The sequence below is a fragment of the Devosia sp. genome (genome assembly GCF_025809055.1).
Classification (GTDB): domain Bacteria; phylum Pseudomonadota; class Alphaproteobacteria; order Rhizobiales; family Devosiaceae; genus Devosia.
Genome location: NZ_CP075529.1, coordinates 2662320 through 2683810, shown reverse-complemented (window position 1 = coordinate 2683810; position 21491 = coordinate 2662320). Strand labels below are relative to the sequence as shown.

The window sequence follows — 21491 nt, the reverse complement described above, 5'->3', positions numbered from 1 at the left end:
TCAAGGCCTCAACAAACGCGATGTCACCCCGGCGCAGGCCGGGGTCCATGCTGTGTCCCCTCCCAACCCCTGATGCCGCTGCTGGTCTTCAGCCTGGATTCCGGCCTGCGCCGGAATGACATCGTGGGGCGGGAGGGCTGTGACTAGAATTCCAGCTTGGGCACGTCCAGCCAGCGGCGCTCTTCCCAGCTCTTGAGACCAAGTTCGGCCAGCTGCACACCCTTGGCGCCGGCTTCGAGCCCATAGGGCCATGGCGCGTCCTCGGCGACGTGGCGCAGGAACATTTCCCACTGCGCCTTGAAACCATTGTCGGCCGGCCAGTTGTCCGGCACTTCTTCCCAGTCCTCGAAGAAATTCATGGTCTGGGGCTGATCGGGGTTCCACACCGGCTTGGGCGTGTTGACGCGATGCTGGGTCCAGCACTTGTGAAGGCCTGCAACGGCCGAGCCATGGGTGCCATCGACATGGAAGGTGACGAGATCGTCGCGGCGCACACGGGTGGTCCAGCTCGAATTGATCTGGGCGATAATGCCGCCTTCGAGTTCGAACGTGGCATAGGCCGCATCGTCGGTGTCGCAGTCGAAGGTCTTGCCCTGCTCGTCGACGCGCTGGGGAATATGGGTGGCGCCCAGGCACGAGACCGCCTGCACTTCGCCGAAGAGATTGTCCATCACATAGCGCCAGTGGCAGAGCATATCGAGGATGATGCCGCCGCCGTCATTCTTGCGATAGTTCCAGGAGGGGCGCTGGGCCTTCTGCCAGTCGCCTTCAAAGACCCAGTAGCCAAACTCGCCGCGCACCGACAGGATCTTGCCGAAAAAGCCGCTGTCGCGCAGCATCTTGATCTTCATCAGGCCCGGCAGGAACAGTTTGTCCTGGACTACGCCGTGCTTGAGGCCGGAGGCGCGAGCGGTCTTGGCCAGGTTCACGGCGATGTCGAGATCGTCGGAGGTGGGCTTCTCGCAATAGACGTGCTTGCCGGCGGCGAGGGCCTTTTCGAGAAGACCGGCGCGCATCAGCGTGGTGCCGGCGTCAAAGAAGATCGCGTCGTCCTTGTTGGCGAGGGCCGCGTCGAGATCGTCGCTCCAGCGGGCGATGTTATGCTTTCTGGCCAGTGCCGCCATCTTGTCGGCATTGCGGCCGACGATGATCGGGTCAACGACGAGGCGGTCGCCATTCGCCAGCGTGATACCGCCCTGGTCGCGGATCGCCAGGATCGAGCGCACCAGATGCTGGTTATAGCCCATGCGCCCGGTGACGCCGTGCATGATGATGCCAATGCGTTGTTCCGCCAATTCATTCCTCCCAAGCCGCAGCTTTTTGGTGTAACTGATTAGTTACTTACCTATATGAGAGCGAGCGGCTCCGTCAAGCGGGCAAGCGCGCGGCTTCGCATGAAAATCAGAGTCCGAGCACCATCTTGAGACCCATCAGACCGAGAAAGATGAGGATCATCAGGTCGAAGGCCCGGCGGCTCAGACGCTTTGCCAGGGCCTGACCGACAGGCATGAAGATCAGGATGGGGATCATGGCGAGCAGCGCCTCGAGAACCCATTGCGCCTGCATGATGCCGGAGATGACCAGGGCCGGCAGCTGCACCAGCCCCAGCGTGAGGAACATGGCCGAAACAGCATAGACATGTGTCCGGCGCTCGAGACCCATGGCATGGATGAAGGTCACCCCGATTGGCGCCGAAATGCCGGTTGCGCCCTGCAGCACACCGCTGCCGAAACCGGCAAAGGGCCCGGCACGCCGTGCCAGTTCCGGGCCCACCGTGAGGTGCGGCCGCGTGATCTTGAACAGGAAATAGCCCAAGAGCAGCAGCCCGAGCGAGATGATGAGCGCCCGTTCCGGCAGGCTGGACAGGAGCCAGGTCCCCAGGACCACGCCGGCACCCGCGGCGACCAGAAACCAGGGCAGGAAGCCCAGCCCCTCGGACCGCGCCTCGCTGCGAAACTGCCAGATCTGCATGCAATTGGTCAGGACCTGGGTAATGGCCATGATGCCGACCGCATGCTGCAATCCGAACACGGTGGTCAGCACCGGCAGGGCAACGAGCGGCAGGCCCATGCCGGTCGCGCCCTTGACGATGGCGCCCGCCGCCAGCGCCAGGGCCATGATCGCCAAGCGGGCAGGATCAAAATCCATGTCACTCTCCGAAAACGTTCACGGACCAGTTCGGTCGGGGCAGGCAGGTCTCGATATAGAACCTTTCTATGCGTGCCGACAACAGTTTACCGGCCGTTGGGCGCACGACCTGAGGTCACCACATGGTTACTTCGTGCTTGACAGGGTACCGGTTCGGCGCAAGTCTTGCACCGAAGGCCACAAGAACGGGCCTCGCAATATTGGGAGGATATCAGACGATGCAGAAGTCCCTGCGACTTGTCCTGGTTTCGGCCACGGCCCTGGCTTCTCTGGCCGGCACCGCCGCCTTTGCCCAGGAGTGGAAACCGGACCGCCCGATCAACCTGATCGTGCCATGGGGTGCCGGCGGGTCCACCGATCAGGTGACCCGCGTCACCGCGCCGATCCTGGCGGAAGCCCTGGGCGTCGAGGTTGTCGTGGTCAACCAGCCCGGCGCATCGGGTGCCATCGGTACCCAGGAAGTGCTCAACGCCCCCAAGGACGGCTACACCTGGACGGCCAATGCCATTGCCAATAACGCCACCTATTCGGTGTCGGGCCTGGTCGAAAACACCAATATCGACGACTGGCACATCTATCTGTCGGTCGCCAATGTCCCGGTCGTCTCGGTTCCGGCCGATAGCGAGTTCGAGGATTTCGGCCAATTGCTGGAAGCCTTCAAGACCCGCGGCAACGAGATCACCGTGGCCACGGCCGGCATTACCTCGTCGGGCGGCACCGCCATTGCGGCCCTCTCCGGCGCGGCCGAAAGCTTCCCCTACAACATGATCACCTATGACGGCGGCGGACCGGCCGCCATCGCCACCGCCTCGGGCGAAGCCATGGTCACCACCCAGCTGGCCGTGGAACAGACCGAGCTTATCCGCGGCGGCCGTCTCAAGGCCCTGGCCGTGCTGTCCGACCAGCCCCTGGAACTCGAGGGCGTCGACCCGATCCCCCCGATCACCGACTGGATCCCCGACATGGCACTGGCGCCCGACTATTTCGGCATCTTCGTGCCGGCGGGCGTACCGGATGAGGTCGTGGCCACGCTCGACAAGATCTGGGCCGAAAAGGTCATGAATGCCGAGGAGATCAAGACCTATGCCGAGACTTTCGGCGCGGTGTTTGCACCCTCCTACGGCGCCGAGGCCCGGGCCAAGGCCATGCCGGTCGTAATCCTGGAAGCCTGCGATGCCGTCGAACGCGGCGAAGCGGTCAACGATCCGTCCACGATCGGCATCGACTGCGAAACCCGCACCGAAGTGGGCATGTAAGGGCAGGGTCTACCGCTCAATGTCACCGGGCTCCGGCACCAGCCGGGGCCCGGTGGTCCATATCCTGCCCGGGCCGCTGATCCGCCCGATCAACCCAAACGATGACCGCAGCGGATTGGTACAGTCCGACGGCCACAAGGCTCAACACAGATGACAACCGAAATTCCGACCCCGGACGACGAGGCGCCCGCGCCCGGCATGATCAAGGCGGACCTGCTGACGGGCCTGGTCTTCATCATCCTCGGTGTTGCCATTTTCTACGCCTCCTGGACCATGGACAGGCTGGAAGTGCGGCGCATTCATCCCATGACCATTCCGGGCCTGGTGCCGGGCATGCTGAGCCTCAGCCTGACCCTGTGCGGTGTCATACTTTCGGTTCGCTCCCTGCGCCAGAAAGCCGAAAGCGGCTGGCAGCAATTGCAGGGCGCCCTGCTGTCCGGCGCCGCCGGACGCGCCCTGGTGGTGATGGGCCTTGCCCTGCTCTATACGCTGGTCCTGATCGGCAATATGCCCTTCTGGGCGGCCACGGGCCTGTTCGTTTTTGCCTTCATCCTGGTGTTCGAATGCTGGCTGGCCGAGCCGCGGCGGCCGCTGCTCACATCCGGCCTCTGGGCGCTCGGCCTGGCCATTGCCACGTCCGGCATCGTCACCCTTGTCTTTGAACGCGCCTTTCTCGTGCGCCTGCCCTAGAAGGAAGACCCATGCTCGACGGTCTCGTCATGCTGGGCAATGGCCTGGCGCACTTCCTGACCCCGCTGTCACTGTTCAACATCGCCTGGGCAACCCTGCTCGGCATCGTCATTGGCGCGCTGCCGGGGCTGACGGCCACTATGGGCGTGGCGCTCCTGGTCACGCTGACCTACAAGATGGCGCCGGACCAGGCGATCCTCTGCCTCATGTGCCTCTATTCCGGGGCCATTTACGGCGGCAGCCGCACCGCCATCCTGCTCTCCATTCCCGGCACCCCGGCCAGTGCCGCGACGACGCTGGATGGTCACCCGCTGGCCCTGCAGGGCAAGGCCGGGACGGCCATGGGCCTGGCCACCACCTCCTCGGCCCTCGGCACGCTGGTGGGCATTGTCGCCCTGGCGATGATCGCGCCGCTCCTCGCCGAGGCCGCCCTCAAGTTCGGCACCTATGAATTCTTCTGGCTGGCCCTGTTCGGCGTCATCATTTCGGGCCAACTGACGGCCATCGACGATCCGCTCAAGGGCTATATCGCCGGCATTCTGGGCCTGCTTGTCGCTATGGTCGGCATGGAGACCCTGCATGCCCATCAGCGCTTCACCTTCGGCATTCCGGCCCTTGGCGGCGGCGTCGATCTCATCCCCGCCATGGTCGGCGCCTTCGGCTTTGCCGAAATCCTCGGCGTGATGAAACGCCATGCCCAGGCACGGATCGTCTCGACGGGCGACCGGGTCATTCCGCGTTTCGCCGATGTCTTCCGCTACAAGTGGACCACATTGCGCTCGGGCATTATCGGCACCTTCGTGGGCATCGTGCCGGGCGTCGGCGAAGATGTGGGGGCCTGGGCCTCCTATGCGGCGGCCAAGCGCACCAGCAAGGAAAAGCACCTGTTCGGCAAGGGCAGCCAGGAAGGGCTGATCGCCGCCGAAACCGGCAATTCGGCCGTGGTTCCCGGCGCCATGATTCCGACCCTGACCCTGGCCCTGCCCGGCTCGGCGGCGGCCGCGGTCCTCATCGCCGCCATGTTCATTCACGGCATCCGGCCCGGGCCGCTGCTGATGACGGAAAATCCGGAATTTCTGTACCAGGTGGTGGCGATCCTGTTTTTCTCCACCATTGGCATCCTGGTCTTCGGGCTGACGCTGACCAAGCCGCTCCTGACGGTCCTGTCCGTCCCGCGCGAGCGGCTGATGGCGGTCGTCTATGTGCTGTGCGTGGTGGGGTCCTTCGCCATTACCCAGCGCATGTTCGATGTCTATGTGATGATCGGGTTCGGCATTGTCGGCTTCATCCTGCGGGAGATGAAATATCCCATGGCCCCGCTGGTGCTGGGCATTATCCTGGGCGACCTGCTCGACCTCAATCTCCGGCGCGGGCTCATGCTGACCAATGGCGATCCGAGCCCGTTCTTTACCCGCCCGATCTCTGCTGTTATCTGCCTCGTCATCGTTGTCACCATCCTCATGTCCATCCCGGCGGTAAACCGACGTGTCCGTGCCCTCTTCACCCGCAATCGCGGAGGCGTCCAAGCCAAAGGCTGAGACGACCCGACGTCCGCGAAACTCGGCCAAGACCAAGGCCTCCATTCTCGCTGCCGCGCGGGTGGAGTTCGCAGATCGTGGATTTGAAGGGGCGCGGGTGGATGCGATCGCCGAGCGGGCGGGCGCCAACAAGCGCCTGCTCTACCACTATTTCGGCAACAAGGAAGACCTCTACCGGGCGGTGCTGCTCGATGCCTATCAGGAGATCAGGCGGGGCGAGCGGGCCCTGAGCCTTGATCAGTACGATCCGGTCCAGGCCATGGACCGGCTGGTGCGTTTCACCTTCCGGCACTTTCTGGCCAATCCCTGGTTCCCGCGCCTGTTGGGCACGGAAAACATCGAGAATGCGCGGTTCTTGCGGACGCTGCCCGATATCAAGGCGTTGCATTCCCCGCTGGTCGGCCAGATCGCCGCCATTATCGAGCGCGGCGCCGCCTCGGGCGCCTTCCGGCGCGATGTCGACCCGGTGCAACTCTATATTTCGGTGGCGGCGCTGGGATTCTTTTACGTCTCCAACACTGCCACGCTGTCGGTCATTTTCGAACGCGACCTGACCAGCGTCAACATGGTGCAGGAGCGCGAGGCCCATGCCGTGCAGATGGTGCTCGATTTTCTGAAGACCAAGCCGGGCGTTTAGCGGCACGAAGAGCAAGATCGGTCGAGCGGGGCAAGGCGCGGCGCGGCTAAATATGCCCGTCACTCAGGACGGACCATGACCGCAATTCACCACTACCAGGCTCGGATGCAGCGAGTTCTCGATCACATCGACGGGCATCTCGACGAGAGGCTCGATCTCGCTACACTCAGCGCCGTCGCGGCCTTTTCCCCGTTTCACTTCCATCGGCAGTTTTCGGCGCTGTTTGGGATTTCGCTGAACCGATATGTCCAGCTCACGCGTCTCAGACACGCGTCCGGGCAACTCGGCATGGCCGAGACCAGCATCACCGAAATTGCCATGGATGCGGGATATGAGGCGCCCGATGCATTTGCCCGGGCCTTCCGGCAGCGGCTGGGTCAATCGCCGTCCGCATTTCGAAATGCTCCCGACTGGGTTGAGTGGCTTTCCGCCTTCGGTCCCCTCGATACTGCCAGGAGCAGACTCATGCATATCAATTTCGAACCCGGGGACGTCACCATCTGTGATTGTCCTGCCGTCGCGGTCGCCATGATCGAACATCGCGGTGATCGATCGACGATCCCTCAGACCCGAGAGAAGTTCATGGCCTGGCGCGCAGCCAATGGGCGCCGACCCGAAACAAGCGCGTCCTACATGGTTTTTCGATCCGAGCGCGAGCCAGACGATCCGGCCGGCTACAGCATGGACCTGTGCGTGGAGACTGAAGAGCTGGTCACACCCAATCCATGGCAGGTGAAACCGGGGGAAATCCCCGCCGGTCGATGCGCGGTGCTGCGCTTTCCCGGCAACAGCACCAATCTAGAACCCGCTGCGCTGTATCTCTATCGCGAATGGCTGCCCCAGAGCGGCGAAGAACTCCGCGATTTTCCGGTTTACTGCCGGCGCCAACTCAAAACGGTCCCAGGGATGGAGGCTTATGAAGTGGTGGTCGACGTCTTCCTGCCATTGAAATAACGAGGAAGCGGGCCCCAAAAGGCCCGCTTCCTTATTCAGAGTGACGACTAAATATCCACCTCGTCATCGCCCAAGCTATCCACTTCGGCCGCAGCGCGGCGGAGGATGTCAGCGGCGCGGCGCTGCTGCTCCTCGCTGCCCCGGCGGGCCTTCTTCAGCGCCTGCTTGAGCGCCTTGCGGGCCGCCTCCAGTTCGGGAATGGCATCCTGCATGGGGCGGTCGTGGTCCGCATGGCTCCGCCGCTCGCCCCAATGGGGCGGCACATTGCCATCTTCGGGGCGCCCCTCGCCGCCGAAAGGCCAATCGGCCTTCACGAATTCACGGAAGCGGTTCATCTGCTCGCCGGTGCGGCCGAGGAAATCCAGCGTCGAGGAGACCGCCTCGCGATTTTCCTCGAGATGCGCCTTACCGTCATCGGTGATGGTATAGAGCTTCTTGTTGCCATCGGCCGCCGAGGTGACATAGCCGGCTTCTTCCAGATAGGTCAGGGCCGGATAGACGATGCCGGGGCTGGGCGAATAGACGCCGTTGGACCGCTCCTCCACCGCCTTGATCAGATCATAACCGTGACGCGGCTGCTGCTCGATGAGGTAGAGGGCAACGAGACGCAGATCGCCCGATGCCAGCATCCGCCCGACGCGCATATTGCCGCCCCAATTGCCGAATTCCTCGCCGGCCAGGTTCTGCATGCGACCCCAGCCGCGCCGCGCCATGCGCTCGAAGCGGCGCCAGTTCATGTCTGTGTCTTTCCAATCGTTCATGATGTATCTCCAGATATGTTTCAAAGACCCATGGCCAGGAGATTGGCACGCGAGGCGGCGCTTTCAAGATATATCTTACGACTATTTTGGATGTATGCGCGCAAAACAAAAACCCCGGTGCCGGCACCGGGGTTCAAAGCTTGGTCTGGTTCAGCCAGGTCAGGCGGCGACGCCCTTGTCGCCGCTGGTGTCCTCGCGGTCGAATTCGCCATGGCGGCGGAAGCGCCACATATAGGTGGGCAGAACCTCATCCATGCCCGTAGGGGCAATGCCGAAGGCAGACAGGGTGCGCTTGTCCTTCTTGGCCGCGTCGGAAACGACATTGTCGACGCCCAGCAGATCGACCTGATCGGCGGTGATCAGCGGCCGGAACGGCAGGATGGAGAGGCAGGCCGCCTTGAACTTCATCAGCCCGGCAGGAACCGGCAGCAGGGGCCGGTTGCGGCCGGCTTCGCGCAGAATGCGCTGCATCAGCAGCTTGTGGCTCTCCACGAGCGGGCCGCCCAGTTCATAAATGCGACCCGGCTTGACCTCGCCCTTCGTGGACTTGGCCAGGGCCTCGGCGACGTCGCCGACATAGACCGGCTGGAACAGCGTCTCGCCCGAAACCAGCGGCATGACCGGGAACAGGCGGGCCAGGGTGCCCATGAGGTTGAAAAAGCCGTCACCCTTGCCGAACATCAGCGAGGGCCGCAGGATGATCGCGCCAGGGAAGGCTGCCGCAACGGCTGCTTCGCCGCGCAGCTTGCTGTCGGCATAGGCACTGACTTCGGCGGCCTTTTCGACCCCGAGCGCCGACATGTGGACCAGGGTCCGGACACCGGCCTGGGCCGCCGCGCGCGCCACATTGGCCGCGCCCTCGACATGGACAGCCTCAAAGGACTGGGCGCCGCGCGAGAAGCCGATGCCCACAAGGTTGACGACGATATCGGCGCCGGCCACGGCGCGTTCCACCGAGGCCAGGTTGCGGATATTGGCCTGTACCGGCACGACCTGGCCGACGCTGCCGAACATGCGGGTTTCACCGGCAAGATCGGGGCGGCGCACCGCCACGCGAATGCGGTGGCCCTGACGCGCCAGCAACTGCACGAGATGGGTGCCGACAAATCCCGATCCACCGAAAACGGTGACGAGCTTGGGTTCTGTGCGGTCCATGGCGGGGCTCCGGGTGAGGCGGCAATTGACCGCTTCTATCGCATGGGCCTTGCCCCTGTCGAGCCTTGGTGCACCGGCAATTCATAGGCGGAGCGATTGACTCTCCGCCTTGCATGTTCTTTATTTGTTCTCACAAAAGGAGTTCAACATGCCCCAAGCTCAGGACCATCACGGCTCATGCCATTGCGGCGCTGTCCGCTTCACCATCCATACGGATCTCTCGGGACTGGGCGATTGCAATTGCTCGCGCTGCCGGCGTCTGGGCTGGGTCATGCAGTCGGCGCCGGCCGATCAGTTCACGCTTCTGGACGGCGCGGACAACCTGACGCTCTATCATTTCAACACCGAAAAGATCGATCACCTGTTCTGCAAGACCTGCGGCATCGAATCGTTTGCGCGCGGCTCGGACGGCAAGGGGAACGAGATGGTCATGGTCAATGTGAACTGTCTCGATGTCCCGCCGGGCATTGATCGTGCCGCGATAAAGCACTGGGACGGGGCAAACTTCTGAAAGCCCATCAAAGCGCATTGACAATGCGCCGAGGGCACCCTAGTTACACGCCCGTCGCCCAGATGGCGGAATTGGTAGACGCGCACGGTTCAGGTCCGTGTGCCGCAAGGCGTGAAGGTTCGAGTCCTTTTCTGGGCACCAATTTTGAGCAAAGGCCGCGCATCCCCGATGCGCGGCCTTTGTGCTTTTGGGCGGTCAGACAGCCGGAACGCGCCCCAGCCCGATCTCATTGCCATCGGGATCGCCATACATGACTTTGCGGACGCCCTCGGCGGGCAATTCTTCAGCCACATAATCTATTCCCCTTGCCGACAGGGTCGCGATCAGCGGCTCGAGGTCCTGGCAGATCAGGGTCTGCACGGCGCCACCGGCGCGTCCTGCATCGACGATGATATAGAACCAGCGCTGGGGGCCGATCGCCCACACCGCCTCGAAATCATTGGGGAAAAAGGCCGGCTCGCAGCCGAAAAAGCGCCGGTACCAGTCGAGGGCGCGATCGAAGTCGCTGACCGGTATGCCGGCGAAAAGCTCGGTCCCCTGCCCATCGAGGGCCCATTGCATGTCCGCCATGATCGTCTCCCAGGTTGCGCTTGCCGCCCATCGGCATGGACATGACGATTGAACCGCCCGCGGTTCGACGCGGCCGCTGCAATCGTTCAGAGCTGGCCGCGCTGGCGCCGGGGGCGGCCGCGCGCCGCGACAAAGCCGCAGAGGATGCCGGCGATCACGGCAATGAGGAAGGGCCAGTGGCGCAGGCGGGAAAAGGCCGTTCCGTCCAGCTTCTGATGCGGACGAACATCCAGCGCGGCCATCTGGCCGGGAACCAGTTGCGCCGTAATCCGACCCAGGGGATCGGTGGCGAAGGTCAGACCGGTATTGGCCGCCCGCACCAAGCTCATGCCCTCCTCCACGGCGCGCAGGCGCGCATGATGGGCATGCTGGGCCGGGCCGATCGAGCGGTCGAACCAGGCGTCATTGGTGACATTGAGCAGATATTGAGCGCCTTCGGTCTCGCCCAGGTCGCCGGAGAAGATGATCTCGTAACAGACAAGGACCAGCGGCGCAGGAGCGCCGGGCAGGCTCATCAGCCGCCGCCGCACATCGCCGGCGGACCAGCCATCGGCGCCAGGCACGAACTGGGTGATCCCCAATTGCGAAAAGAAATCCGCAAAAGGCAGATATTCGCCGAACGGCACCAGATGCGCCTTGTCATAGGAGGCAATGATCTCGCCCTCGGTGTCGATGGCCACGACCGAGTTGAACGGCGGCTGGGTGGAGCCGGTTTCGGCCAGCGCCAGCGGGCGCCGCGGCACCCCGGCCAAAAGGCTCGCCTGTTCGGGCAGCATGCGGGCAATGCGCGCCAGCGCCTCGGGATAGGTTTCGAGGAAGAAGGGCAGGCTCGATTCGGGCCAGACCAGCTGGGTGATATCGGCCAGGCCCTGATCGGTCGGGTCCATGCGCATGTCGGACAGCATGATCAGCCGGTCGACCAGCGCCACAGGGTCGACATTGCCGAAATCGGCATGTTCATAGACCAGCGGCTGTACCAGGCGCAGCGTCACATCGGTGCGCTCGGTGGCGCTGATTCCGGTCAACCGGTTCCAGCCATAGCCGAGCTGCGCTGCGATCACGAAGAGCGCCAGGAACAGCGGCGCCAGCCGGTGCGACCAGCTCCGGTCGTCCCCGGGCCAGACCAGGGCCGGGGTCATGGCCAGGAGCGGCGCGAGGAAGGTCAGGCCATAGACCCCGATCACCGAGGCCAGTTGCATCATCTCGTCGCTGCCGGTCAGCGCATAGCCCAAAAGGTCGAAGGGGAAGCCGGTGAACAGGTGTCCGCGGGCGAACTCAGCCAGGGCCAGCCATGCCGCTAGGGTGAGAATGCGCACCCAGCCATGGCTCCAGGACAGGTGCGCCAGCGCGCTGGCCAGGCCCCAGAACAGGGCAATGAGCGCCGCCAGTGCGGCAATGGCGAAGGGCATGGCCCAGAGCACCCAGCCGCCATCAACGAAAAATGCCGCCCCCAGCCAGTGAAAGGCCACGAGAAAATAGCCCCAGCCAAAGGCAAAGCCGATGGCGAAGGCGGGGCCGAACAGGCGCCGCCAGCCGCGACCGCGCTCGGCGCCATCGAGCGCCCAGACCCAGATGGGCATGGCCAGGAACAGGGCCGGCAGGATGAAGAGCGGCGGCACCGACAGGCCCGCCACGGCGCCAGCCAGGACGAGCAGCAGAAAGCGGCGCCAGCCCTGGCTCAACATGGCAGTTTCGGCCAGCCAGGTCATGAATGAAGCGGAAGCGAATCACTGGGCATGACGGCAAGGTGGTCGTGCCGCTTCGGGCCGTCAAGGCGGTGGACTTGGGACAGTGGCGGAGCTAGAGGTTCAGACCTCATGACCCAGCCCCTGACCCTTGCCATCGACACCGCCGCGCCGCGCCTGCAACTGGCACTGGCGACACCGGACGGGGCTGTCGACATGTTGATCGAGGACATTGCCAAGGGCCATGCCGAGATCCTCTTTGATCGCATCGAGACCCTCCTCGGGCGCAATGGCGTCGACCATGCCAGGATCGAGCGCATCGCGGTCACCACCGGGCCGGGCTCCTTTACCGGCCTGCGCATCGGGCTCTCGGCGGCGCGCGGCCTGGGCGTGGCACGACGCCTGCCGGTCCTGGGCATTCCGAGCCTGCTGGCGGTCTCCCTGGGCGCAGAAGCCGGCCCGCTGGCCGTCCTGATCGATGCCCGGCGCGAGGAAGCCTATGTCCAGACATTCTCGGCGCCCGGGCAGCCGCTGACGCCGGCCCGGCTCCTGCCCATGGAGTCCGCCAAAGACGCCATCGCCGCCGGCATGGCGGTCATCACCGAGCCGTTCGCGGCCATCGGCGCCGTGGCCCTGTTCGCGGCCAAAGCCGATCCCCTGGCCTTCCCACCCCATGCGACCTATATCCGGGATGCCGATGCCAAGCCGCAGGATGCGGCCCGGATTCCGAGGCGGCGCCCATGATGAAGTTCTGGATGGCCCCCGGGGGGCTGCATATCGAGCCGGCCGAGACGCGCGACGCCAAGGATCTCGCCCGCATTCACGGCCAGAGCTTCTTTCGTGGCTGGCCGACCGGCGATTTCGCCGCTTTCCTGGGCGATGCGGCAAGCCCGGCCTATATCGCCTGCGATTCGCGGCGCCGCATTGCCGGCTTTGCCCTGATCCGTCTGGCGGCCGACGAGGCGGAACTCCTGACCATCGCGGTCGATCCCAAATGGCGCGGCAAGGGGCTGGGCCGGGCGCTGATGGAGGCCGGCTTTGCCGATCTCATGCTGTCGCCGGCCCGGCGCATGTTCCTCGAGGTCGATGAGCAGAACCTGGCCGCCATCCGCCTCTACAAGCGGCTCGGATTTGAAGCCATTTCGACCCGCAAGGGCTATTATCCGCGGCCCGATGGCTCGGCGGCCACCGCGCTTGTCATGGCGCGCGATCTTGGTTAACCCCATGATCAGGCGAGTGCAGGAGTGTCTGGCTTGAACACGAAATCTCCCGACCCGACGCTGGAAGACAATTGCGTTGCGCGCGGCATGCGCATGACCGAACAGCGCCGCGTGGTGGCCCGCGTCATCGAAGAGTCCAAGGACCATCCCGATGTCGAGGAGCTCTACCGCCGCGCCTCCCAGGTCGATCCGCGCATTTCCCTGTCCACCGTCTATCGGACCGTCAACCTGTTCGAGGAAGCCGGCCTCATCACCAAGCATGATTTCAAGGATGGGCGGGCCCGCTTCGAGCTTATCCCCGACGAGCACCACGATCACCTGATCGACGTGCGCACCGGCAAGGTGATCGAGTTCCGCAATGAGGAAATCGAGGCCATCCAGGAGGTCATCGCCAAGCGCCTGGGCTATCGCCTTGTCGATCACCGGCTCGAGCTCTATGCCGTGCCGATCCAAGACGACAAGGCATCCTGAGTCTATCTCATGCTGTTCCGCACGCTGTTCTTCATCTTCATTTTCGTGCCGTTTCTGATCGTGGTCATTCCGCTCCAGGCGCTGATCGTGGCTCTGCGCCTGCCATTCTGGCAGGTCCTGCCACGCGCGTTCCATCGCCTGGGCTGCCTGTTCCTGGGCATGCGCGTCCATGTGATCGGCACCCCCTCGACCGGCCGCCCGACCCTGATGGTCTCCAACCATATTTCCTGGACCGATATCGTCGCACTGGGCTCGGTGGCCAATGTCACCTTCGTGGCCAAGCGCGAGGTGCGCGACTGGTTCTTCGTCGGCATGATGGCCAATCTGCAGCGCACCATCTATGCCGACCGCACGCGCCGGTCCGAGACCGGACGCACCGCACAGGCCATGGGCCAGCATATGGCCAGCGGCAATGCCGTGCTGCTGTTCGCCGAGGGTCAGTCCGATATCGGCACCCATGTGCTGCCGTTCCGCTCGGCCCTGGTCGGCGCCGCACAGCATGCCATGATCGAGGCCGGGGCCCGCGATGTGGTGATCCAGCCGGTCACCGTGGCCTATACGCGGTTGCAGGGCCTGCCGGTCAGCCGCAACGAGCGCTCGCTCATTGCCTGGATCAAGTCCAAGTCGGTCGGCCAGAATATCCGCGATATCCTGGCCGGGCCGCTCAAGGATGTCACCATCGCCTTTGCCGAGCCCCTGCCCCTGCGCGAGACCGACAACCGCAAGGCCGTGACCAAGGCGGCCGAACTTCAGGTCCGCGCCATGCTGGTAGCGCTCAATCGCGGCGGCCCGCTGCCGGGGCAGTTGGCGCAAGTTTAGCCATTAAGCCTAACGGGCGAAGCCGTTTCCGCATTAACCGCTCATTAGCTATGACAGGGCCCTCAACAGGAGGCAGTCATGCTCTGGCAGTTGCTGGCCATGTGGGTCATTGTCGGTTCGGTTACCGTGTGGTTTCTGCGCGACGAGATGCGCCTGAACCGATCGCGGCAGTTGCAGCGGATCGAACGCATCATGGCAGCGCCGGCAGCCATGACTTCCGCGTCCGCTGTTGCCGTGCCATTGCCCGCTCTTGCCGCACCAAAGCCCGCCAGGCCCGCCCATCAGGACCGGGCCCGCTTCCTTGCAGCGCTGGCCCGCGACTGATCAGTCGGCCCCGGTTTTCGGCGGCAATTCGGTTTCTTGCTGGCTCGCGACGGCCGGAAGCGCTGAGCCGGCGGGCCGGGCCAGATTGGCCTTGAGCCTTCCGACAATGCCGGCGGCCTTGACCAGCATGGCCATTTCCACGTCGCTGTCGTCCATGCCGGCCTGTTGATCGACCCAGACCGGGACCATCAATTCGTGCTGATACTGGCGCTCGTCGATGGTTTCCATCAGCACGGCCCGCACCCGTCCGGTGAGGCGGGCGGCCAGCCTGGGATGGGGCTGACGCTCGGCCAGGGTGATGTCGATCAGTTCAATAGTCATATCTGGCTCCGGAGAGCCCCCGCCGGAACAGTGCCCGGCGTTGGTTCATCCGGTGTTAACGCGGTCAATGTGGCAGAAGTTCTCCACAAGCACACGAAACCGTGAAATGTTGCCGAAAGGCCTCAGACCTTGACGGCGTGCTCGACCCGCCCCTTGTCGCCGAAGACGCGGATATAACGCGCGATTTCTTCGGGCGCACCCGTGGCCTTGGCGGGATTGTCGGACAGCTTAACCGCCGGGCGGCCGTTGGCCTGGCTCACCTTGGCGACAATGGAGATGGGCTTGAGGCCCGGATTGGGCTCAGGAGCACAGTCCTCGAAATCATTGGTGAGATTGGTGCCCCAGCCGAAGGCCATGCGCACCTTGCCATCGAAATGCAGATACGCGCCCTCGATCATCTCGACATCGAGACCATCCGAGAAGATCAATAGCTTATCCCTCGGGTCGCGGCCGCGCGCCTTCCAGAAGTCGATGATCTTTTCGCCCCCCTCGATGGCCGGGGCGCTGTCCGGGCGGAAGCCGGTCCAGTCCGCGACCCAATCGGGCGCATCTCGTAGAAATGCATCAGTGCCGAAGGCATCGGGCAGGACGATCAGCAGGTTGCCTCCGTAGTAGCTCTTCCAGTCCTGCAGCACCCGATAGGGCGCCTCGAGCAGTTCCTCGTCCGAGCGGGCCAGCGCCGCCAGCACCATGGGAAGTTCATGGGCATTGGTGCCCAGGGCCTCGAGGTCATTGTCCATGGCCAGCTTGACATTGGAGGTGCCGGTCATGTTCTCGCCGATCCCTTCCTTGAGCGCCTCGACGCACCAGCGCTGCCAGAGGAAGGAATGCCGCCGCCGCGTGCCGAAATCGGAAATGCGCAGGTCCGGCAGCTTCTGCAGCCGCTCGACCTTTTCCCACATCTTGGCCTTGGCGCGGGCATAGAGCACGTCGAGCGTGAAGGGGCCGTAATGCTTCATGGCGGCGCGGGAGCGCAATTCGTTGATGATGGCCAGGGCCGGAATTTCCCACATGGTGGTCTCAACCCACAGGCCAGGAAATTCGAGCACGAACTGGCCGTCGCGCTTTTCGAGCCGGTATTCGGGCAGCTGGAAATTCTCCAGCCAGCGCAGGAAGCCGGGCTGAAAGATCTGCTTGCTGCCATAAAAGGTGTTACCCGCCAGCCAGATCATCTCCTTCTTGGAGAGCCGCAGGGTCCGGCAGTGATCGAGCTGGGCCCGCAACTCCTCGATGTCGATTTCCTCGGCCAGCCGCACCGACTTGGTCCGGTTGATCAGGCTGAACGTGGCCTCCACCTTGGGGTAAAGGCCCCAGATCATCTGCAGCATCAACAGCTTGTAGAAATCGGTGTCGAGCAGGCTGCGAATGATCGGATCGAGCTTGAAGGTATGATTGTAAACCCGGCGGGCGATGTCGGTATAAGTGGCCATGATAGTCCCCACGTAACGTTGGCCTTTTAGCGCGCCCGGGCGCGGAAAGGAAAGCCGCGCCATTGCCGGGCGCCATCAGGCCTTTCAAGGACCGCAGATTGCCTAGGCTTCGGCCCCCAGCTGAAACCGCTCGAAGCGGGTCAGTTCGGCATCGACTGCCGCCCGCGCCTCGGCGCCAATATCGGCAAGCCAGCTCCATTTCTGCACCAGCAGCTTGCCTTGACTGCGGTCGGTCTTGAGGTCGATGGCGGCGACGACCTGGTCGTCGACCAGCACGGGCAGGGCAAAATAGCCGTAGCGCCGCTTGGCCGCCGGGACATAGGCTTCAAAGATGTGGTCGTAGCCGAAAAAGCGCTTGAGGCGCTTGCGCTGGATGATCAGGGGGTCGAAGGGCGAGAGGATATGCACGCGGCCCGCTGCAGCCGGAACATCGTGCTCCAACGCCTCCCGGGGCGCCCAGTGGTCGGCCTTGCCGGAGCCGGCAATATCGACCGGCACCAGCTTGCGGGCCTTGACCCGGGCTTCGATCAAGTCGCGCACCGCCTTCTTGGCCGGCGCATTGAGATGGCAGATCGAATCAAGGCTCACCACCCCCTGGCTGCGCAGCGCGCGGTCGAGGAGATAGGCGGTGACCTGCCGTTCTGTTGCCGGGCGCGGGGCCTTGTCCCAACCGAAATGGCGATGCGTCAGATCATAGGTCTTGACCATGCCCTGTCGCGCCGAAATCGCGACCAGGCCCTGATAGAACATCAGCTGCAAGACCCGTTTCGACGGCTTGCGGCTGGCCCAGGGATGGGTCTTGTCCACCAGTTCGTCATCGTCGATGTCGCGGATGGAGAGCGGCCCCTCCCGCTTGAGCCGTTTCGTCATGGCGCTGACTTCGGCCTTGCTGACCGAGCCGAACCAGGCGTTCGGATTGTCGCGATAGGCCTTCATGGCCGGGACGAAATAGGGCAGGTCGGCGGTGGGCACATAGCTCAGCGCATGCGTCCAATATTCGAAGATGGACTTGTCCTGTGCCTGCAGCTGGTCAAGATCGGCGCGGGAATAATCCGGGATGCGGCTGAACAGGATATGGTGGTGGCAGCGCTCGATGACGTTGATCGTGTCGATCTGCACATAGCCCAGATGCGCCACGGCCTGCTGCGCGGCCGCCGGGCCGGAACCGAAAGGCGATGCCTCATCGAGACGCTGGGCCCGCAGCCAGATGGCCCGGGCTTTTTCGGACGACAGTGTGACAATGCGTCTGGGCAAGAGCCGAATCCCCGGCGATGGTGATTGCAGAACATTGCCAGAACGGAGCTGCGGGTCAAACCCGAATTTGTCAGCCCTCGGGCGCCGTGCGGAACCAGCCGCCGGTCAGCGGACCGATATCGCCGTGCCGGCTGATCTTGATGCGAAGCGCGTCGATTTCGGCCGTGGTCCAGCCTGGCGGGTCGGTCACCGCCAGCCAGCCATCGAAATAGTCCTGCGGAGAGTAGAAATGCCCGAACCCGACCGGCGCGGTCTGGGCCAGGGCCATGTCGAGCGCGACCTGGAGAAACGTCACCACCGGATACCAGTTGAGCAGGGGTGAAATGGATGGCGCGCGCGGGCCCGAGAGCCAGGCCGGCTCCCGATAGAGCATGGTTGGCTCGAAAAAGACGATGGGGTCGGTGGGATATTGCAGATAGACGATGCGCAGAGGCCCCCATGGCGCGCCCGAGAGCACATCGCTGCCCCGATTGGCGAAACGCACGGCAGAACTGTCGCCCAGGACCGGTTTCCATACGGGCGAACCCGTGCTGCGGTTGAGCGAGACATTGCGCCAGGCGCTGCTGGCAAAGGGCGTGCCCACCCAGAAGGCCCCGTCGAAGGGATCGCTGAGCACGTCGTAGAGTGAGGTCGAGGCTGCCGATGAATAGGCGCCCAGGCTCAGCCCGTGCAGATAGAGCCGGGGCCTTGTGTCCTTGGGCATCGCCGTCCAGCGGTCATAGACTGCCTTGAACAGGGTGCGGGCGGTTTCCACCCCGACATCGGGTTCCGAAACCAGCGACAGCCAGGAGGTGAGATAGGAATATTGCACCGCAACACTGGCGACATCGCCGCGATGCAGCAGCTCCAGCGTGTCCACGGCGGCCGGCTCCACCCAGCCGGTGCCAACCGGCATGATCAGAACCAGCACCGACCGCTCGAAGGCGCCGACGCGATCCATCTCGGCCAGCGCCAGATTGGCGCGGTCCTCCGGCGTTTCGGCCGAGCGCAGGCCGACATAGACCCGCAGGGGCGTTTCGGCCGGCTTTCCGGTCAAAGCCGTAATCTCCTCGGCGCTGGGACCGGACTGCACATAGATTCGGGCATCGAGCCCGATCGTGTCCCAGGGCACCAGCGATTGGTCGCTGCCCGAGCGTTGCGGATCGGACGGCGCTTCCGCATAGGCTCCGGCCAGATGATCGAGATTGCCGTAGAAGCGATCGGCCGCGAACAGCAGGCCGCGGGCCACCACGCCATCCCCGAATGCCGCGGTAAGCAGGCCCACCAGCAGCATGGCCCCCAGGAGGGCAACGCGCCGGGGAATGTGGCGCGCCAACCGGACCGAGGTGGCGCGCACGCCATGCACGATCAGGGTGCCCAGGCCAATGAGCAGCGCCGCGGGCACCACAGCGATCATGGCGACAAGAATAGGCTGGCGCGATTCGACCGGGGCGATGTCCATGGCGGCACGGATGGAATTCTGCCAGCCGGTCGAAAACCACAGGAAGGTGATCGCCAGCACCAGGCAGGCTCCGGCGCAGATGCGCCCGACCCAGCGGGCCAGGCGCGGATTGGACCAGGCCAGGCCCAGCCAGTTCCACAGCCATTCGAAAAACACGCCGATCCCATAGCCGACGGCGAAGGTACAACCGCACAGAATGCCCTGGACGACAAAGTGCCGCGGGATCAGCGATGGCGTGAGGGACAGGGCAAAAAACAGCAGGCCCACCAGCCAGCCGCCGGTGGAGATACTGTCGAGCCGGCGGCCGAACCAGCGGCGCACGGCCACTGGCGATGGAAGGGTCAAACTGTGCAAGGCCCGGGCCGGAAAGTGGTTCGGGCCACTATAATGGCTTCACCCGGGCTGGCAATTGCAGTCCGCTCCGGTTCCGGTCAGACCCGCCCCTGCCCCAGCAGCACGGTCAGGATCAGCAGCGCGGCGCCACCCACCCAGATCACGAGGCTGAGCAGGGCGAAACCGCCCATGAAGTCGAGACCGGAATCTTCGTAATTGTCCATGCAATCCTCCCAGAGCAATGCCGGAATGCTTGCAGATTGCACTGCGCTCGGCAAGCAGGCGGCGATTCGGAACACTGGTCAGGAAGGACTTGGTGGAGCCAAGCGGGATCGAACCGCTGACCTCTTGCATGCCATGCAAGCGCTCTCCCAGCTGAGCTATGGCCCCATCCGATCAGGGTGCGAAAGCCTCAAATCCGGCTCTGCGCGAACGCCCTTGCGGTAGTTCTGGTGGGTTCGGCGGCCTGGGCCGTCCGAAGCGAGGCGGAACCTATTGGATCATCCCGCCACACGCAAGTGCCTAAATGACACTTTTTTCATCCGCCGGGCACATCGCCTGCCCGGCGGAAAAACATGAGGAAAATCAGCGGTCTTCGTCGTCGCCGACTTCAAAGCCGAGGCCATCGTCCTCGTCTTCGTCTTCCTCGAGGAACACGTCCTCGTCATCGTCGCCGATATCCTCCTCGACCTCGACATCCTCGACATCGGGAATGTCGTCGCCGGATTCCTCGGCATCGGCATCTTCGAGGCTGACGATTTCGGGACCGGTGTTCTGTTCGGTCTCTTCTTCTTCCTCAGTCTCGTCCTCGTCATCGACCTTGCGGGCCGTTGCGGGGCTGGCCTTGCCGGCCTGCTGGTCGAAGAAGGAGCGGGGGAAGGACTTACCCGTATAGGGGGAAACGATCGGATCCTGGTTGAGGTCGTAGAACTTCTTGCCGGTATCGGGATCGGTGCGCTTGGTTCCGCGTTCGCTTGTGGCCATGAGCGTGCCTCTTGGGATGGAAATGCCGGGCGCCGTCGGCAAAAGCCGCGCCAAATTCGGTCAGTCCGGTTATGGGCAAAGCCGGGCTCTGTCAAACGCAAAATGCCGGATCGGGTCCGGGCAGGGCTTGTCCGGGCCGTCCCGGGCGGCTATCGCCATGGCATATGACACCACGGAGCTGTCCATGATCATCGCCGTCGACGGACCCGCAGCCTCCGGCAAGGGCACCCTCGCCACCGGGCTCGCCCGGCACTACCAGCTGCCGCATCTGGATACCGGCCTGCTCTACCGCGCTGTGGGCCTGGCGGCGGCCGCGGCGGTCGACCGCCCCGATTTCGAAGCGGTTGCCATCGCGGCTGCCAAGTCCCTGACCCCGGACGAGCTGACCAATATTTCGGCCCTTACCGCCGCCGAAACCGGTGTTCTGGCGTCAAAGGTGGCGGTGATCGGCGAGGTGCGCGCGGCGCTTTTCGCCTTTCAGCGCAACTTTGCCACCCAGGCCGGCGGCGCGGTGCTCGATGGCCGCGACATCGGCACCAAGATCTGCCCGGAAGCCGATGTGAAACTCTTCATCCAGGCCGACAGCAAGGCGCGGATGGAGCGGCGGGCCCGCCAGCTGGAAGCGCGCGGCGTCGCCGTCAACCGCTACGAACTCTTCCACCAGATCGAAGAACGCGATGCCCGCGACATGGCCAATCCGCATGGCGGGTTCTACAAGGCCGACGACGCGCACTTGCTTGACACGACACATCTCGATATAGAGGCCGCACTCCGCGCTGCCATTGCGATTGTCGACAAGGCCATGGCGCTCAAGGCAGGGGGGCAGAAGCCCTCCTAATTTCCTCCTTGGGCCCCGGTTTCCGGCAATCACCCGCGCTCTGGCCCGGATCCATAGACCAATCATCCTGAACCAGGAAGCGGTGCTCCGTGCGCCGGCTTCGGCATTTGCGCCGAGGCGGACCCGGTCCGGCCAGGAATTGTAACCCCAA

At 64.0% G+C, this 21491-nt stretch carries 24 protein-coding genes and 2 tRNA genes; 13 read left to right on the top strand and 13 right to left on the bottom strand.

Features of this window, described 5'->3' with window-relative positions; genetic code table 11:
- Positions 1-143: 143 nt before the first annotated feature.
- Entirely contained in the window at positions 144-1268 is a 1125-nt protein-coding gene (locus tag KIT02_RS13180; protein WP_297585284.1) for a Gfo/Idh/MocA family oxidoreductase, read from the bottom strand.
- Positions 1269-1401: 133 nt separating this feature from the next.
- Positions 1402-2148, bottom strand: coding sequence for a sulfite exporter TauE/SafE family protein (locus tag KIT02_RS13175; protein WP_297578405.1), 747 nt, complete (start codon positions 2146-2148; stop codon positions 1402-1404).
- Between the two features lie 218 nt (positions 2149-2366).
- On the opposite strand from KIT02_RS13175, the gene KIT02_RS13170 reads away from it, so the two are divergent.
- The 5 genes from KIT02_RS13170 (at position 2367) to KIT02_RS13150 (ending at position 7223) form a co-directional block, all read left to right on the top strand.
- Positions 2367-3404: a tripartite tricarboxylate transporter substrate binding protein gene (locus tag KIT02_RS13170; protein WP_297578403.1), complete on the top strand. Its 1038-nt coding sequence runs from the start codon at positions 2367-2369 to the stop codon at positions 3402-3404.
- Positions 3405-3554: 150 nt separating this feature from the next.
- A complete protein-coding gene (locus tag KIT02_RS13165; protein WP_297578401.1) occupies positions 3555-4094 on the top strand; it encodes a tripartite tricarboxylate transporter TctB family protein in 540 nt (179 codons plus the stop codon).
- 11 nt (positions 4095-4105) lie between these two features.
- Entirely contained in the window at positions 4106-5632 is a 1527-nt protein-coding gene (locus KIT02_RS13160) for a tripartite tricarboxylate transporter permease (protein WP_297578399.1), read from the top strand.
- Positions 5586-6269 (top strand): TetR/AcrR family transcriptional regulator, encoded by a 684-nt coding sequence (locus KIT02_RS13155; RefSeq protein ID WP_297578397.1) that lies wholly within the window; start codon positions 5586-5588, stop codon positions 6267-6269. The genes KIT02_RS13160 and KIT02_RS13155 overlap by 47 nt, the downstream gene beginning before the upstream one ends.
- Positions 6270-6344: 75 nt before the next feature.
- Positions 6345-7223, top strand: coding sequence for an AraC family transcriptional regulator (locus KIT02_RS13150; protein WP_297578396.1), 879 nt, complete (start codon positions 6345-6347; stop codon positions 7221-7223).
- 47 nt (positions 7224-7270) lie between these two features.
- On the opposite strand, the gene KIT02_RS13145 is transcribed toward KIT02_RS13150, so the two are convergent.
- Entirely contained in the window at positions 7271-7984 is a 714-nt protein-coding gene (locus KIT02_RS13145) for a PadR family transcriptional regulator (protein WP_297578394.1), read from the bottom strand.
- Positions 7985-8143: 159 nt separating this feature from the next.
- Positions 8144-9139, bottom strand: a complete 996-nt coding sequence (locus KIT02_RS13140; protein ID WP_297578392.1) for a complex I NDUFA9 subunit family protein — start codon at positions 9137-9139, stop codon at positions 8144-8146.
- Between the two features lie 148 nt (positions 9140-9287).
- Here KIT02_RS13140 and KIT02_RS13135 point away from each other — a divergent pair, with 148 nt between their 5' ends.
- Positions 9288-9650 (top strand): GFA family protein, encoded by a 363-nt coding sequence (locus KIT02_RS13135; protein ID WP_297578390.1) that lies wholly within the window; start codon positions 9288-9290, stop codon positions 9648-9650.
- A 56-nt stretch (positions 9651-9706) separates the two neighbouring features.
- Positions 9707-9791: transfer RNA gene (locus KIT02_RS13130), tRNA-Leu, on the top strand.
- Positions 9792-9845: 54 nt separating this feature from the next.
- Here KIT02_RS13130 and KIT02_RS13125 read toward each other — a convergent pair.
- Positions 9846-10220 carry a hypothetical protein gene (locus tag KIT02_RS13125; RefSeq protein WP_297578389.1) on the bottom strand — a complete coding sequence of 125 codons (375 nt, stop codon included), beginning with the start codon at positions 10218-10220 and terminating at the stop codon, positions 9846-9848.
- Positions 10221-10306: 86 nt separating this feature from the next.
- Complete coding sequence (gene lnt, locus KIT02_RS13120) at positions 10307-11929, bottom strand: apolipoprotein N-acyltransferase (RefSeq protein ID WP_297578387.1); 1623 nt, start codon at positions 11927-11929, stop codon at positions 10307-10309.
- Between the two features lie 108 nt (positions 11930-12037).
- Here lnt and tsaB point away from each other — a divergent pair, with 108 nt between their 5' ends.
- The 5 genes from tsaB to KIT02_RS13095 all read left to right on the top strand — a co-directional run bounded on the left by tsaB (position 12038) and on the right by KIT02_RS13095 (position 14739).
- Positions 12038-12649 (top strand): tRNA (adenosine(37)-N6)-threonylcarbamoyltransferase complex dimerization subunit type 1 TsaB, encoded by a 612-nt coding sequence (gene tsaB, locus KIT02_RS13115; RefSeq protein ID WP_297578385.1) that lies wholly within the window; start codon positions 12038-12040, stop codon positions 12647-12649.
- Positions 12646-13125: a ribosomal protein S18-alanine N-acetyltransferase gene (gene rimI / locus KIT02_RS13110; RefSeq protein WP_297578383.1), complete on the top strand. Its 480-nt coding sequence runs from the start codon at positions 12646-12648 to the stop codon at positions 13123-13125. The genes tsaB and rimI overlap by 4 nt, the downstream gene beginning before the upstream one ends.
- An 87-nt stretch (positions 13126-13212) precedes the next feature.
- The gene (locus tag KIT02_RS13105) at positions 13213-13596 is read left to right on the top strand and encodes a Fur family transcriptional regulator (protein WP_297585283.1); all 384 of its coding nucleotides are present in this window, start codon (positions 13213-13215) and stop codon (positions 13594-13596) included.
- A gap of 9 nt (positions 13597-13605) precedes the next feature.
- Positions 13606-14415, top strand: coding sequence for a lysophospholipid acyltransferase family protein (locus KIT02_RS13100; RefSeq protein ID WP_297578382.1), 810 nt, complete (start codon positions 13606-13608; stop codon positions 14413-14415).
- Between the two features lie 78 nt (positions 14416-14493).
- Complete coding sequence (locus KIT02_RS13095) at positions 14494-14739, top strand: hypothetical protein (RefSeq protein ID WP_297578376.1); 246 nt, start codon at positions 14494-14496, stop codon at positions 14737-14739.
- Here the strand turns inward: KIT02_RS13095 and KIT02_RS13090 are convergent, their stop codons facing one another.
- The 7 genes from KIT02_RS13090 to KIT02_RS13060 form a co-directional block, all read right to left on the bottom strand.
- Entirely contained in the window at positions 14740-15060 is a 321-nt protein-coding gene (locus KIT02_RS13090) for a hypothetical protein (RefSeq protein ID WP_297578370.1), read from the bottom strand.
- 122 nt (positions 15061-15182) lie between these two features.
- Complete coding sequence (gene pncB / locus KIT02_RS13085; RefSeq protein WP_297578365.1) at positions 15183-16490, bottom strand: nicotinate phosphoribosyltransferase; 1308 nt, start codon at positions 16488-16490, stop codon at positions 15183-15185.
- Positions 16491-16592: 102 nt separating this feature from the next.
- Complete coding sequence (locus KIT02_RS13080; RefSeq protein WP_297578361.1) at positions 16593-17744, bottom strand: crosslink repair DNA glycosylase YcaQ family protein; 1152 nt, start codon at positions 17742-17744, stop codon at positions 16593-16595.
- Between the two features lie 70 nt (positions 17745-17814).
- Positions 17815-19530, bottom strand: a complete 1716-nt coding sequence (locus KIT02_RS13075; RefSeq protein WP_297578359.1) for an alpha/beta-hydrolase family protein — start codon at positions 19528-19530, stop codon at positions 17815-17817.
- 86 nt (positions 19531-19616) lie between these two features.
- The gene (locus KIT02_RS13070; RefSeq protein WP_297578358.1) at positions 19617-19742 is read right to left on the bottom strand and encodes a hypothetical protein; all 126 of its coding nucleotides are present in this window, start codon (positions 19740-19742) and stop codon (positions 19617-19619) included.
- A 90-nt stretch (positions 19743-19832) separates the two neighbouring features.
- Positions 19833-19908, bottom strand: a tRNA-Ala gene (locus KIT02_RS13065).
- 195 nt (positions 19909-20103) lie between these two features.
- A complete protein-coding gene (locus tag KIT02_RS13060; RefSeq protein ID WP_297578356.1) occupies positions 20104-20502 on the bottom strand; it encodes a TIGR02300 family protein in 399 nt (132 codons plus the stop codon).
- A gap of 157 nt (positions 20503-20659) precedes the next feature.
- Between KIT02_RS13060 and cmk the strand changes: the two genes are divergently transcribed.
- Positions 20660-21340, top strand: coding sequence for a (d)CMP kinase (cmk, locus tag KIT02_RS13055; protein ID WP_366520543.1), 681 nt, complete (start codon positions 20660-20662; stop codon positions 21338-21340).
- Positions 21341-21491 lie beyond the last annotated feature (151 nt).

Coding starts and splice junctions, on each gene's coding strand:
- KIT02_RS13180 (WP_297585284.1), bottom strand. CDS start 1,268: ATGCACGGCGTCACCGGGCGCATGGGCTATAACCAGCATCTGGTGCGC.
- KIT02_RS13175 (WP_297578405.1), bottom strand. CDS start 2,148: ATGGATTTTGATCCTGCCCGCTTGGCGATCATGGCCCTGGCGCTGGCG.
- KIT02_RS13170 (WP_297578403.1), top strand. CDS start 2,367: ATGCAGAAGTCCCTGCGACTTGTCCTGGTTTCGGCCACGGCCCTGGCT.
- KIT02_RS13165 (WP_297578401.1), top strand. CDS start 3,555: ATGACAACCGAAATTCCGACCCCGGACGACGAGGCGCCCGCGCCCGGC.
- KIT02_RS13160 (WP_297578399.1), top strand. CDS start 4,106: ATGCTCGACGGTCTCGTCATGCTGGGCAATGGCCTGGCGCACTTCCTG.
- KIT02_RS13150 (WP_297578396.1), top strand. CDS start 6,345: ATGACCGCAATTCACCACTACCAGGCTCGGATGCAGCGAGTTCTCGAT.
- KIT02_RS13145 (WP_297578394.1), bottom strand. CDS start 7,984: ATGAACGATTGGAAAGACACAGACATGAACTGGCGCCGCTTCGAGCGC.
- KIT02_RS13140 (WP_297578392.1), bottom strand. CDS start 9,139: ATGGACCGCACAGAACCCAAGCTCGTCACCGTTTTCGGTGGATCGGGA.
- KIT02_RS13135 (WP_297578390.1), top strand. CDS start 9,288: ATGCCCCAAGCTCAGGACCATCACGGCTCATGCCATTGCGGCGCTGTC.
- KIT02_RS13125 (WP_297578389.1), bottom strand. CDS start 10,220: ATGGCGGACATGCAATGGGCCCTCGATGGGCAGGGGACCGAGCTTTTC.
- lnt (WP_297578387.1), bottom strand. CDS start 11,929: ATGACCTGGCTGGCCGAAACTGCCATGTTGAGCCAGGGCTGGCGCCGC.
- tsaB (WP_297578385.1), top strand. CDS start 12,038: ATGACCCAGCCCCTGACCCTTGCCATCGACACCGCCGCGCCGCGCCTG.
- rimI (WP_297578383.1), top strand. CDS start 12,646: ATGATGAAGTTCTGGATGGCCCCCGGGGGGCTGCATATCGAGCCGGCC.
- KIT02_RS13105 (WP_297585283.1), top strand. CDS start 13,213: ATGCGCATGACCGAACAGCGCCGCGTGGTGGCCCGCGTCATCGAAGAG.
- KIT02_RS13100 (WP_297578382.1), top strand. CDS start 13,606: ATGCTGTTCCGCACGCTGTTCTTCATCTTCATTTTCGTGCCGTTTCTG.
- KIT02_RS13095 (WP_297578376.1), top strand. CDS start 14,494: ATGCTCTGGCAGTTGCTGGCCATGTGGGTCATTGTCGGTTCGGTTACC.
- KIT02_RS13090 (WP_297578370.1), bottom strand. CDS start 15,060: ATGACTATTGAACTGATCGACATCACCCTGGCCGAGCGTCAGCCCCAT.
- pncB (WP_297578365.1), bottom strand. CDS start 16,490: ATGGCCACTTATACCGACATCGCCCGCCGGGTTTACAATCATACCTTC.
- KIT02_RS13070 (WP_297578358.1), bottom strand. CDS start 19,742: ATGGACAATTACGAAGATTCCGGTCTCGACTTCATGGGCGGTTTCGCC.
- KIT02_RS13060 (WP_297578356.1), bottom strand. CDS start 20,502: ATGGCCACAAGCGAACGCGGAACCAAGCGCACCGATCCCGATACCGGC.
- cmk (WP_366520543.1), top strand. CDS start 20,660: ATGGCATATGACACCACGGAGCTGTCCATGATCATCGCCGTCGACGGA.